Below are 12,250 nucleotides of genomic sequence, written 5' to 3' on the forward strand. Positions count from 1 at the left end.
AAAGTTTGAAACTTTGGCTAAGTTGAAAAATCTTAAAAAACACAATACCTAATTATTTAGATATTGTGTTTTTTTGTATTAAAACTTTGCTGATTTGCTAATTTTCTCCTATCTTTGCCCCAGTATTAACTTAAATAAATAAAATGAAAAAAACATTTTACAGCCTTATTGCTATTGCAGTAACATTAGTAACTTTTACTGCTTGCTCTTCTGATGGAGGAGGTAATTTTCCAAAACCTAAAAAATACAACCTCCCTGAAAAAGCGACAACTATTGTTCCCGAAGAGGTACTCGACCAAATAAAAGCTCAAAATTTTCCTATTAATGAAGGGACGAATCCACCTGTACTAAATGGTACTTTTGTTGCTAATCCTTGGAAACTGCTCTATACTTCTCATATCAATAGTTGGAAAGTGGGCAAAGAGCTCTATAACTACAAGTTTACCTTTTACAACCAGCAAGGGGTAAATCTAAAGTTAGATTATAGCTACCAAGGAGAAAATACCGATGTAGGTAAAGGAGTAGCCACTATCATTTCGGGTAATGGTAATAAGTTTAGTATTTTCTCTAAAAGTGAAGGTATAGAAAGTGATGTAAAATATACTTTGCTTTCGGTATTTTCAGGAGAACTTACCGCTAATGGTATCAAAGACTTAAAAAGGGTACTATATGTACAAAGTAAAGAAAATGATCCTAATAACAAACTGATTCCCGTAGGCGGTATACGTTTGGTATGATAGTGATAATATTTCACCTAAAAAATAATCATTAAAACATCAACAATATGACTTTTTTTAAAACTCTCTTAGCCACTATCCTCGGATTCTTTATCTCTATGGGGATATGTTTTATTCTTTTCCTCATCTTCATCTCTGTGATGATAAGCTCAGTGGTAGGTGGTGCCAAAGGTGAAGAAGTGAGTGTGAAGGACAACTCTGTACTCGAACTCTCTTTTGAAGAACCATTAGTAGACTACGGCGAACGCATAACCTTTAAGGATTTCGACTATACCTCTGAATCCTATAACGGACTTAATGCAACTCTCAAAGCCATTGAGAATGCCAAAACCGACAAGCGTATCAAAGGTATTTACCTCAAAAGTACGGGTAATATCGGCGGATTAGCTTTCGCTCAAGAACTTCGTAAGGCTTTGGAGGATTTCAAGACTTCTGGCAAATTCATCTTAGCTTATAGCGATGAAATTTCTCAACTCGATTACTATCTCCAAACCGTAGCCGATAAGGTGTATATTAGTCAGCTTGGAAGTGTTGCGCTCCGAGGTCTCTCTTCTGAAGTCCTTTTCTTCAAAGGGCTCCAAGAAAAAAGCGGTGTACAAATGGAAGTGATTCGCCACGGTAAATACAAAAGCGCTGTAGAACCTTTCTTAGACAATAAGATGAGCGATAACAACCGCAAGCAACTCACCGAATTACTCTCTGCTATGTGGAACGTCATCGTTACCGATATCGCTAAAAGTCGTAATATTCCCGTAGAAAAACTCAATGAAATAGCTACCAATGTAGGCGGACGTACTGCACAGTTAGCTAAAAACAACGGACTCATAGACGGCATTCTTTTCCGTGATGAATTCGAACAAATCATCTGTGATAAAACCGGTAGTAAAAGTATCGATAAAGTCGATTTTATCAATATTGAAGATTATGCCGAAGCCGTAGTAGGCAAAGCAGCGGGCAAGCACTCCAAAAATAAGATAGCTGTTATCTATGCCGATGGTGAGATTATGCAAGGCGAAGGACGTGCCGAAATCGTAGGTAATGAAACCATTATCCGCGCCTTGCGCAAAGCCTCTGATAATAAAGATATAAAAGCTATTGTGCTTCGTATCAATTCCCCTGGTGGCGATGCCTTAGCCTCTGAATTGATGCACCGAGAAATCGAAGTTACTAAAAAGAAGAAAAAGGTATATGTCTCTATGGGCAACTATGCCGCTTCAGGGGGCTATTATATTGCGTGCAATGCTAACCGCATTTTTGCAGAAGCAGGTACTATCACCGGTTCTATTGGGGTGTTTGGGGTAATTCCCAATGTAAATGTTTTAGCTACCAACTGGGGTATAAATGCCGAAACTGTAAGTACTCACCCCAACGCTCAGTTTTATAGTGTATTCCAAAAACCTACTGAACAATTTAAAAAAGAAATGACCGAATCTATCGAGCAAGTGTATACTGTATTTTTAGACCGTGTAGCCAAAGGGCGTGGTAAAACGGTTGCCCAAATAGACTCCATTGCACAAGGAAGAGTATGGAGCGGTAAAGAAGCTCTTGCTAATGGTTTGGTAGATGAAATCGGCTCGCTGAACGATGCTATCGCCTACGCTGCTAAAGACAACGGACTTAAAGAATATCGCACTGTTTCTTACCCTACTTTCGAAATGGACTTTAAAGCAATGTTCCGCCGTTTTGGAGCGAATCTGAGAGGCGAGAACTTGCGCAATGAGATGGGTGTAGAAGCTTATGAAGTCTATCAGCAGGTGAAACATATCGCTCAGCAACGTGGAGTGCAAGCCCATTTAGAATACGATGTGAAACTGAAATAGTTATAAAAATTAACACAATATTAACACCTAAAAACTTGCTTAGTTCATTTTAAAGAAGTACATTTGTACAGTGAAATTCTAAATAGATGAAGTTATGAAACGAGCTATGTTTGAATATACCACAATGATTTTATCGAAAGTGAGTTTCGACCCTAACCTATTTTGTAAGGAACTTAAAAAAGCTATTGATAGGTTATTACCTTATGAAATAGAAGAATTGAAAGTTTGGTTAGATGACTACACCAAAAATAAGCCCGAGCTGATGCAATGTATGGTGCTTATGGATAAATGATAACAAAAGCTGCCTACGAGAGTAGGCAGCTTTTTCTTACTTCTTATCTCTTACCTAAAAATGAACATCACCAGTACTCAAAACCCCCTGATAAAGAAAATAGTTCTCCTCAGCGAGAAATCACGCGAACGCAAAAAAGAAGGAATATGTGTAGTAGAAGGTGCGCGCGAGATACGCTTAGCCCTTGAAGGAGGCTACACTCTCGAAACATTGCTATATCAGCCTGAGATTTTTGCAGAAGAACACTTGCTAAAACTCCTTAGTCATACAGCTCAAAGAGTAAATCCTATCGCTATTAGCAAAGAAGTATACCAAAAGATTAGTTATCGCAGTTCTACTGAGGGGGTTATTGCCTTAATACAGACTAAAAAGCACAGTTTAGACACGTTGGCTTTCGCAACCGATTCTCCTTTGTTATTGGTAGCTGAAGCTCCTGAAAAACCAGGTAATATAGGGGCTCTCCTTCGTACTGCCGATGCTGCTAATATAGACGCTGTGATTATTGCTAATCCTAAAACTGACCTCTACAACCCTAATATTATACGTTCGAGCGTAGGTTGTGTGTTTACTGTTCCTATCGCAACGGGTAGTACTACTGAAGTGATTGATTTTCTCAAAGCCAAAGGTATCAATAGCTATTGCGCTGCTCTTACTGCCTCTAAACCTTACTACGAAGTATCTTTTGAGGAAACCAGTGCTATCGTAGTAGGTACGGAAGACCAAGGTCTTACAGAGGAATGGCTTACTCATAGCACTCAGAATATCATTATCCCAATGGAAGGCGCAATCGACTCTATGAATGTATCAGTTGCTGCTGCGGTGCTTATTTTTGAAGCGAAAAGACAAAGGGTAAAACTTAATTAATGAATTATTTATAGAGAATAAAGAGCTCCACTTAGCAAGCTAAGTGGAGCTCTTTGTTATTATTTGTGTTCGTGTAGTCCGCATTCTTTTTTACTATTGCTTTCCCACCACCAACGACCTGCGCGAAAATCTTCACCCTCCTTGATAGCACGAGTACAAGGGGCACAGCCTATGCTCACAAAACCTTTGTCGTGTAGCACATTATAAGGAATGTTATGTGCCTTGATAAAGGCTTTGGTATCTTCAAACGTCCAATGGAGGATAGGATTGTATTTAAAGAGCTGGTAAGTATCGTCCCATTCGAGTATAGGGAGATCTTTACGAGCATTACTTTGGTCGGCACGCAAACCTGTTACCCATACTTTCTTACCTTTTAGCGCTCGGCTAAGAGGTTCTACTTTGCGTATATGACAGCACTCTTTGCGCAGTTCTACTGAGCGATAAAAAGACAAAGGGCCATTTTTGTGTACATATTCTTCTATATCGTGTGTTTTGGGATAATAAGGTAAAATATGTGTATTGTAGCGCTGTTCAGTGCTTTCCCAAACTGAGTAAGTTTCGTTGAACAAACGACCGGTATCTAAGGTGAAAATACTGATAGGAATTTGGTTTGCGAGAATGAGGTGAGTAATAGCTTGGTCTTCTAACCCAAAGCTGGTTGAAAAAACTATCTCATTAGGAAATTGTTCAGCTAAAAAAGCGAGACCTTCTACTTCTGTTTTTTCTAAGAGAGCGTTATGTAATGTTGTTAATCGTTCTTTCATAGTGTTATTTATTGTCAGCAAAAGTGAGATAAGGCATAATTTCTTTTATAGGTACTTTCACTTCAAAAGGCGTATCTACATAAGGAGCTATCTCAAAAGGTTCATAGAACAAAATGAGAGCATCGGCTGCTACGCCCATTTGGTTAGGAAGACGAAAGACTCCATCTTCAAAATCAAACTTCTTATCATCCAAAAGAGTGATGGTGGCGTTCTGTTGTGCTTTTTCAAAATAACGTTTGGCTATTTGGGTTACTTTTTCTTCATCAGTAAAGAGGTTTTCATTGGTAATTACTTCCCCATTATCTAACGCAAAGTGAGTAAAAACTTTGGTTTGTATAGGTTGTGCTTCACCGGTAAAAGCATAACGGTTGGACACTAAAGAAAGCATCTTACTGTTTTGCCACATAATGCTATCGGTAGCGATAAACTCGAAAGCAGGGAGCTCAGGGAAATGTTCGTGAAGCTTATAGTAATCTTTTGTGAGGCTATCTAAAGCTTTTTCTATACTGATACCTTCCACTTGTAGAGAGTCGTCGTTGGAAAGGAGAAAATTGGAGAGTTGTAGCTCTATTTCTTCATTGAAATTCTTAGCGAACTCGCTATTACCGTTGCAATATAGATAGTTTAGGCTTACAGAGAAACAGTTATCCTCGCAATTCTCATCGCTACGTTCTATAGTTTTCTCTTCGAAGCTGATTTTTTGAGTACGGGTGTAGTGACGGTAAATGCAGTAACCGCAGTAACCGATTATTATAATGAATATAAGACCTAAAATAAGGCTTAATTTTTTTATATTGTTTTTTTTCATCTTTTTAAAACCTTTGTCTGTAAAATTTCAACTTTACCAAAGTTTGGGGCGCAATTAATCATTTACAATTAATCACTAACCATTGACATAGATATTTCGGCATACCATTGCTGATAGGTTGATTTGTTTGTCGTTTACCAGTAGAATCATAGAGTCGTCGAAGGGTTCTTTGCTGAGTACTTCTATTTCGTCGCCAAGAGCTATATTCATTTTGTTGAGGTAAACGAGAAATTCCTTAGAGGTGTTCTTTACTGCTGCACATATACCTTTATCGCCTTGTTTGAGCTCGCTTAATAGGGTTTGAATAGTGGTGGTAAAAACGCCTTCTTTGTTAGGAATCGGGTCGCCGTGGGGGTCTTTTTTAGGAAAATCGAGGAAAGCATCGAGGCGCTCTATAAGTTTTTCTGACTGTATATGTTCTAACTCTTCGGCTATTTCGTGCACTTCGTCCCAAGAAAAATTGAGTTTTTCGACTAAGAATACTTCCCAAAGACGGTGTTTGCGAATGATAGCAATAGCTTTTTGCGTGCCTTTTTTAGTGAGTGTTACCCCTTGATATTTTACATAGTTGATGAGCCCCTTATCGGCTAACCTTTTAAGCATATCGGTTACTGATGAAGCTTTGGTGTTCATCACTTCGGCAATAGCATTGGTATTCACCTCTTCTTTTTTTTCGTTATAAAGGTGAAAGATAGCTTTCAAGTGGTTTTCTTCAGATAAGGTCATTTTGCTTTGTTTTTAAGAGAAAAACCGCCTTTTACAGCGGTTCTATTACTAAATGCATCAGCTATTTTCTAATTCAGTAAAGAGAGCTTTTAGCTCGGTAGCGTCGTGCGGACTGAGTTTACCTGCAAGCACAAGACTCAGTTGGCGACGTTGTAGGGCACCGTTGTAACGTTCTTTTTCGAGCTGGGTTTCTGGTTCTATCTCAGGTACTTTTACGGGGCGACCGTTTTCGTCTACCGCTACGAAAGAGTAAATCGCCTCGGTAGCTTTGGTACGTTCGCCATAGATATTTTCCATCCACACATCGATATATACTTCCATAGAAGTAGAGAAAGCGCGAGAGATGGCGGCTTCGACCGTTACGATGCTTCCTATGCGTATGCTGTGAGTAAAAGCCACGTGGTTTACTGATACGGTAACGGTTAAACGTCCAGAGTGACGTTGTGAGGCAATACTAGCAGCTCTATCCATACGGGCGAGGAGTTCACCCCCAAACAGAGCGTTGAGGTGATTGGTTTCGCCTGGGAGTACGAGGTCGGTGAGTATAGTACGTGAGTCAGAAGGTTTTTTCTTGAGTTTCATCATTATTTTAGGGTTGAGTTAGTATCCAGCCACCGTCGAGTTTTTTCTCTTCTTTAGAGTTTTGCACTTCTTTTTGTTGTAGTTTAGCTTCGTCCATAGAATCGAAACCGCCATAACTTACTTGGTACAGACCTCTGGCGTTCATTCCTAATACGAAAGCGTTTTTATACCCCAGCTTTTGGAGTTGTTTCACTCGGGTTTCTGCGTTTTTCTCGTCTTTAAAAGCCCCTGCAATCACTTGGTATTTTTTAGCTGCCATTGCCGAATTTGTACGTACAGGGGTAGAGGCTACACCTGAGGTATTGGTTTGAGCGGGCTTAGGTGTTGTAGTGGTTTGTGCAGGTTTGGGCGCAGTGCTAGTTTGCGCTGGCTTAGGCGTAGCAGTAGCTTGTACAGGCGTATTAGCGGGCTTGGTTGTCGCTACCGTAGTGGCAGCTTGATTAGTGGACTGAGTAGGTTTTTGTTCAGGCTTTACTTGCTCAGGTTTTACTTGTTCGGGCTTTTTAGCCTTTACTTTTTCTACTTGCAAAGGAATAGCAGGGATAGTAATAGGCGGGGTGAACACGGCTGCTTCGCTGAGTTTTTGGTTAAGACGCTCTTGTACTAAGCTGTCAGTAATTGCAAACTGTTGTTCGTTATTGCCATCGTTTACTACTCTTTCACCAAAGAGCAGGTAAGCTCCATAAGCCAAAAAGGCTAATCCTACTGAGGCTACTGCTGTATATTTTACATACGGCATTATTTTAGCAGGTTTCTTTTCCTTAGCTGGCGGTGGGGTAGTACCTCTGTGGGTTTTAGGAGTATTGGTTACCACAGGAGCTGTAACTTGGCTCACAGGACTTTCAGTAGGAGTTACTACGGCATCTTCTTCTTCTGGCGGAAGGTTAGGAATGCCGGTATCGGTACTTGAATGGTCGAGTGTAGGACGGATTTGATTTTCTTCTATTTTCAAATCGGAAGCGGTTACTTCGTGAGGTACGAAAGGCGCCATACCGAAAGAATCGGTAAGGAAATTCACGTCGTCAGCGGGTTCGAAAGAGATACGACCTTCGCCGACTAACCTAAGCGTCCCGATTTTTTCGAGATTTAAGGTTTGGTCTTGTTTTAAGATGCGTTTCCACCCTTCGACAGCTAAGTTTACGTAATCTTCTACCAAGTTATATTCGATGCCTGTTTGTTCGGATATATACTTGATGAGCAAGCCGTCGTTAGAAGTGAGGCTTGCGTTGAAACTGAGCTCTCGTTTAGGAGGGTCGAACGTTTTATCTTCAGCCATTTGGGCTGATTTTCTATTAGATATAAATGCTCCAAACTTAGGGATAATCACGCATTGGTGTTTGTAGAGCAATTCTTCGATGTATACATTTAGGTCTTTCATAATTCCGATATTTTAAGTTATTAAAATGATGGATTTGCCTTTTGAAACAACAAAGGTACGATATTTTTTTATACCGACCAAGTTTTTTGATAAAAAAGTGGTCTTGCCAAGAATCGAACTTGGATCAAAAGTTTAGGAAACTTCTATTCTATCCGTTGAACTACAAGACCTGTGAGTAATTTTTTGCAAAGGTACGACTTTTTTTGAAACTACGAAAAAATGTGATGAAAGAAGAGAAAAGTGCGAGGCCTTAGGCCTTAGGGCATAGGCACTAGGAATGCGACGAAAAAGTGACAAGAGGGTGGGGAATTTGGAAATGAGAGAATGAGAGAATTAGGAAATGAGAGAATGAGAGAATTAGGAAATGAGAGAATGAGAGAATTAGGAAATGAGAGAATGAGAGAATTAGGAAATGAAAGAATGAGAGAATTAGCAAATGAGTAGTGATAAAAATAGTTTTTTGACAGGTCGGACGTGTCGGACGGAGGTTAGGCGAGATTGAAGACTTTATTGGGGAGGGTCTTTGAGAGTCGGAAGGAAACGGAAAAGTTCGGAAGAGGGCTGAGAGAAATTTTAATGAAAAAAGGGTGTAAGATGGGTGGGGTTAGCTTATAGAGAGCTTATAGGAAGCTTATACGAATCTTGGACGATTGGTATAGAAAGGGTGTGTAAAAAGTTGATTCATAATATCATACAACAAGGCTGAAAATGTTAAAAACAGGGTTTCGAGGCGAAAGAAAGAGGAATAGGAATTAGGTTTTAGAGCATAGGCACTAGGGGGAAGTGTGACGGGAAAGAGAATTAGCAAATTAGAAAATTGGGAAATTAGCAAATTTGTGGGAGCAGTTTAGGGGGAGTATGGGGACGGGAAACTTTTCTTATAATTAAGGTGTAATTGAATAAGAATTTTATTATTTTGGGCTTTGGGTTGTATTCATATTCAATTTTTGATTTATCTTTGCGTTTTAAAAACTAAGAATAAAATGGATTTTCTTTTTACTGCTGATGCCTTTGTGGCGCTTATTACTCTTACGTTCCTCGAAATTGTATTGGGGATTGATAACGTGATATTTATCTCTATCGTTACGGGTAAGCTGCCCGAACATCAACGTAAGCGCGCTACACGCTTAGGGCTTTTCTTGGCGATGTTTTTGCGCATTGCTCTTTTATTGGGTATTTCGTTTCTGATTAGGTTGAAAGACCCGCTTATCAGCCTTGACTGGGGGTGGTTTTCAGCTCATTTTAACGGGCAGGCTCTCATACTGCTTGCGGGGGTATCTTCCTGCTCTATAAATCGACTAAGGAAATTCACGCGAAAGTGAATCATATAGAACACGTTACACAATCGGATAACCCTAAGGGGCGACAACACGCTTCTTTCGGGGGGACTATTGTACAAATACTGCTGATAGACCTTATTTTCTCGATGGATAGTATTCTTACGGCGGTGGGAATGACCAGCGGACTGACAGGGGCGATTTATATAATGATTACAGCGGTAGTGCTTTCGGTGGGTATAATGATGCTTTTTGCAAACCCTGTGGGCAACTTTGTAAACCGCAATCCTTCGATTCAGATATTGGCACTTTCGTTCTTGATACTCATTGGTTTTATGCTTATTACTGAGAGTATGCACCTATCGGAAGCGGTATTGGCAGGGCAAACGGTGGGTGCTGTGCCTAAGGGATACTTGTACTTTGCAATAGCGTTTTCGTTAGGGGTAGAGTTTCTGAATATGAGAATGAGGAAGGCTTCACCTCCAACCTCTCTCCCAAGTAGTGGCGTGCAAAGTGAAAAAGAGGTAGAAAAATGATGAATGGTTAGTGATGAATGGTTAATGATTAATGATAAGAGGAAGTGTATGTAGCTCACGCTATAGAAATTCGATAAAAAAATAAGCAAAAATAAAGGCTTTGTCTTTTTAGAGTCAAACAAAAATAGATTGCAAATGAATGGGCTTATTTCTTAAAGAGCGATTTGCCAATCGCCCCTACGCACACCGAAAAGGCGAGTGATTATAAGGTAATCAACTTTTTCAAAGGTCGTAGCAAGACAGGGTGCGAGCTACAATGGAAGACTTTGAAGTACCCACAGGAGCAGTTGCCCATATAGAAAAACAATATACCGAACTTACCTCTCTCAGTTGGGAAGGCCAACGCACCTTTACCGATGAAGATTTTAAGCTTGTGATAACACTCTCTATACACCGAGATACTGGAAAACCCACAGCTATCTTTATAGGGACTACCCAAAAAGCTCTTTTTGATAAACTATTAAATGATTTAGGAAGTTATGGTCTGCAATGGGATTACACTTCGTATGATGATTAAAATTAACGAAAATGAAAAACCTTAGAAAAGAACTACGCCCCGATTTTGCAACCGCAGAAAAGCTGTACCCCCTCGTGCTAAAACGCCTGCAAGATTACGAAGCCTTTTGGGATGCCCAAAGTGAAGACACTCCCGAAGAAGTGTTTGACAAAGAATACAAGGTGATGGAGCAATACCTCAGTGAGCTCACCGGTAAAGACCTTTCAACACTTGGCTATGGGAATGGTGGGAAGGCAATGGCATTGAAGCTTTTGCCTTTGATTTGGCTATGCCCGACCCTGTAAAACACAACAACCTCACCCGAGAGGACATCGCTACTTTTGTGCGTATCATCATAAACAATGAATTTGAGTGCGAAAACGATTTTCAACAGGAGTTTATGCCTTATATGTTTTACAGCGATGGCTACTTCTTTCAGTTTTTAGCACTCAACTGTCCGCACTTTGACCCTACTGTGTTCAATACCACAAAAGATAAAGAGGGTAAGTATCACCAACCTACTGTAGAAGGGGTAATGAAAAAGATATGGAGATAACCTAACACTTAAATATCTAAACAAATGGAACTAAATCGTATCAAAGGAAAAATCGCTTTTATCTCGGGTGCAAGCAGCGGGATAGGTAAAGCAGTAGCCGAAAAGTTGGCACAAATGGGTGTTAATTTGATTCTCTGCGCTCGTCGTGCTGAGATATTGGCGGAACTGAAAGCAAAACTCGAAAAAGAACACGCTGTGGAGGTTATAACCTTAGCTTTCGACGTGAGAAACTACCAAGAGGTTGCGAAAAATATCCAGTCCTTACCCGAAAAATGGCAACAAATAGATATACTCATCAACAATGCGGGTTTGGCAATAGGATTGCAACACCTCTATACTTACGCCATAGAAGATATAGACCAGATGATTGACACCAACATCAAAGGGTTTACCTATATTGCCAATAGTGTGATTCCGCTAATGATTGCCACCGACAAGGTAGGGACGATAGTGAACGTCGGGTCGGTAGCGGGTGAGATAGCTTACCCCAATGGCAGTATTTATTGTGCGACGAAGTTTGCCGTAAAAGCCCTCAGCGATGCGATGCGCATAGAGCTAATGGACAAGAAGCTGAAGGTAACAACCGTAAAACCAGGGTTGGTAGAGACCAATTTCAGCAAGGTGCGTTTCAAAGGTGACGAACAAAAAGCCGAGAATGTGTATAAGGGTATCACGCCCCTATATGCCGAAGATATAGCCGACACCATAGCCTATATCGTCAATCTGCCAGATAAAATACAAATCACCGATATTACTGTTACCCCGCTCCACCAAGCGGATGCAATACACGTGTATAAATTAGCAGATTAGATAATTTGCTAATTGCTAATTAGTAAATTATACTTACCTTTGTCACAAAATAACGTATGATGTGGTTCGTTTTTGCACTACTTTCGGCTATCTTTGCTGCTCTTACCGCTATTCTTGCCAAAATAGGCATTGAAGGGGTCAATTCTAATGTAGCGACCGCTATCCGCACAGTGGTAGTTGTGTTGCTGGCGTGGGCAATGGTTTTTATCACCCAAAGTCAGCATAATATTGCCCAGATAAGCCAGCGCAGTTGGCTCTTTCTTATCCTCTCAGGAATTGCCACAGGGGCATCGTGGTTGTGCTATTACAAAGCCCTGCAAATGGGAGAAACTACCAAAGTTGTTTCGGTAGATAAACTAAGTATCGCCATCACCTTTGTTTTGGCTATTATCTTCCTACACGAAGACTTCACCCTTAAATCGGTGATAGGTGTCTCACTCATTACCATAGGTACCTTAGTGATGATATGGTGAGAGTAGGAACGAAACGCTTGCACTAGCAGGACGGGCTAAATTTCCCCATAGAGAGGTTCTTAAAGAAATTAGGTTATTACGATGGGTATAGGGTGCCTGTACCACACCTAAACCACGTACGTGGCACGAAT

The 12,250-nt window shown here is 40.4% G+C and carries 11 protein-coding genes, 1 tRNA gene and 3 pseudogenes; 9 read left to right on the forward strand and 6 right to left on the reverse strand.

Features of this window, described 5'->3' with window-relative positions; all coding sequences use genetic code 11:
- The first annotated feature begins 143 nt into the window (after positions 1-143).
- From C3V44_RS06330 to C3V44_RS06345, 4 genes are all read left to right on the forward strand, one after another.
- On the forward strand, positions 144-737 hold the full coding sequence (locus tag C3V44_RS06330; RefSeq protein ID WP_254425406.1) for a hypothetical protein: 594 nt from the start codon (positions 144-146) through the stop codon (positions 735-737).
- A gap of 47 nt (positions 738-784) precedes the next feature.
- The gene (gene sppA / locus C3V44_RS06335; RefSeq protein WP_106095923.1) at positions 785-2,557 is read left to right on the forward strand and encodes a signal peptide peptidase SppA; all 1,773 of its coding nucleotides are present in this window, start codon (positions 785-787) and stop codon (positions 2,555-2,557) included.
- Between the two features lie 94 nt (positions 2,558-2,651).
- Positions 2,652-2,849 carry a hypothetical protein gene (locus tag C3V44_RS06340; RefSeq protein ID WP_009410562.1) on the forward strand — a complete coding sequence of 66 codons (198 nt, stop codon included), beginning with the start codon at positions 2,652-2,654 and terminating at the stop codon, positions 2,847-2,849.
- Positions 2,850-2,909: 60 nt separating this feature from the next.
- Positions 2,910-3,713: an RNA methyltransferase gene (locus tag C3V44_RS06345; protein WP_106095924.1), complete on the forward strand. Its 804-nt coding sequence runs from the start codon at positions 2,910-2,912 to the stop codon at positions 3,711-3,713.
- A 59-nt stretch (positions 3,714-3,772) separates the two neighbouring features.
- On the opposite strand, the gene C3V44_RS06350 is transcribed toward C3V44_RS06345, so the two are convergent.
- From C3V44_RS06350 to C3V44_RS06375, 6 genes are all read right to left on the reverse strand, one after another.
- On the reverse strand, positions 3,773-4,477 hold the full coding sequence (locus C3V44_RS06350; RefSeq protein WP_106095925.1) for a phosphoadenylyl-sulfate reductase: 705 nt from the start codon (positions 4,475-4,477) through the stop codon (positions 3,773-3,775).
- Positions 4,478-4,481: 4 nt separating this feature from the next.
- Complete coding sequence (locus tag C3V44_RS06355) at positions 4,482-5,285, reverse strand: DUF3298 and DUF4163 domain-containing protein (protein ID WP_106095926.1); 804 nt, start codon at positions 5,283-5,285, stop codon at positions 4,482-4,484.
- 75 nt (positions 5,286-5,360) lie between these two features.
- Positions 5,361-6,011 (reverse strand): metal-dependent transcriptional regulator, encoded by a 651-nt coding sequence (locus C3V44_RS06360; protein WP_106095927.1) that lies wholly within the window; start codon positions 6,009-6,011, stop codon positions 5,361-5,363.
- A 57-nt stretch (positions 6,012-6,068) separates the two neighbouring features.
- A complete protein-coding gene (locus C3V44_RS06365) occupies positions 6,069-6,596 on the reverse strand; it encodes an acyl-CoA thioesterase (protein WP_002675152.1) in 528 nt (175 codons plus the stop codon).
- A gap of 4 nt (positions 6,597-6,600) precedes the next feature.
- Complete coding sequence (locus tag C3V44_RS06370; protein WP_053581485.1) at positions 6,601-7,971, reverse strand: SPOR domain-containing protein; 1,371 nt, start codon at positions 7,969-7,971, stop codon at positions 6,601-6,603.
- 98 nt (positions 7,972-8,069) lie between these two features.
- A tRNA-Arg gene (locus C3V44_RS06375) sits at positions 8,070-8,141 on the reverse strand.
- A gap of 813 nt (positions 8,142-8,954) precedes the next feature.
- Between C3V44_RS06375 and C3V44_RS06385 the strand changes: the two are divergent.
- The 5 genes and pseudogenes from C3V44_RS06385 to C3V44_RS06405 all read left to right on the forward strand — a co-directional run bounded on the left by C3V44_RS06385 (position 8,955) and on the right by C3V44_RS06405 (position 12,119).
- Positions 8,955-9,784: pseudogene (locus tag C3V44_RS06385) on the forward strand (TerC family protein).
- Positions 9,785-10,040: 256 nt separating this feature from the next.
- Positions 10,041-10,301 (forward strand): annotated as a pseudogene (locus C3V44_RS06390) (SMI1/KNR4 family protein); the annotation flags it as partial.
- Between the two features lie 11 nt (positions 10,302-10,312).
- Positions 10,313-10,836: pseudogene (locus tag C3V44_RS06395) on the forward strand (hypothetical protein).
- Positions 10,837-10,860: 24 nt separating this feature from the next.
- Entirely contained in the window at positions 10,861-11,646 is a 786-nt protein-coding gene (locus C3V44_RS06400; RefSeq protein ID WP_106095929.1) for an SDR family NAD(P)-dependent oxidoreductase, read from the forward strand.
- A gap of 56 nt (positions 11,647-11,702) precedes the next feature.
- Entirely contained in the window at positions 11,703-12,119 is a 417-nt protein-coding gene (locus C3V44_RS06405) for an EamA family transporter (RefSeq protein WP_015782396.1), read from the forward strand.
- The last annotated feature ends 131 nt before the right edge of the window (positions 12,120-12,250 follow it).

Source organism: Capnocytophaga sp. oral taxon 864, from assembly GCF_002998835.1.
In the GTDB taxonomy this organism is placed as follows: domain Bacteria; phylum Bacteroidota; class Bacteroidia; order Flavobacteriales; family Flavobacteriaceae; genus Capnocytophaga; species Capnocytophaga ochracea.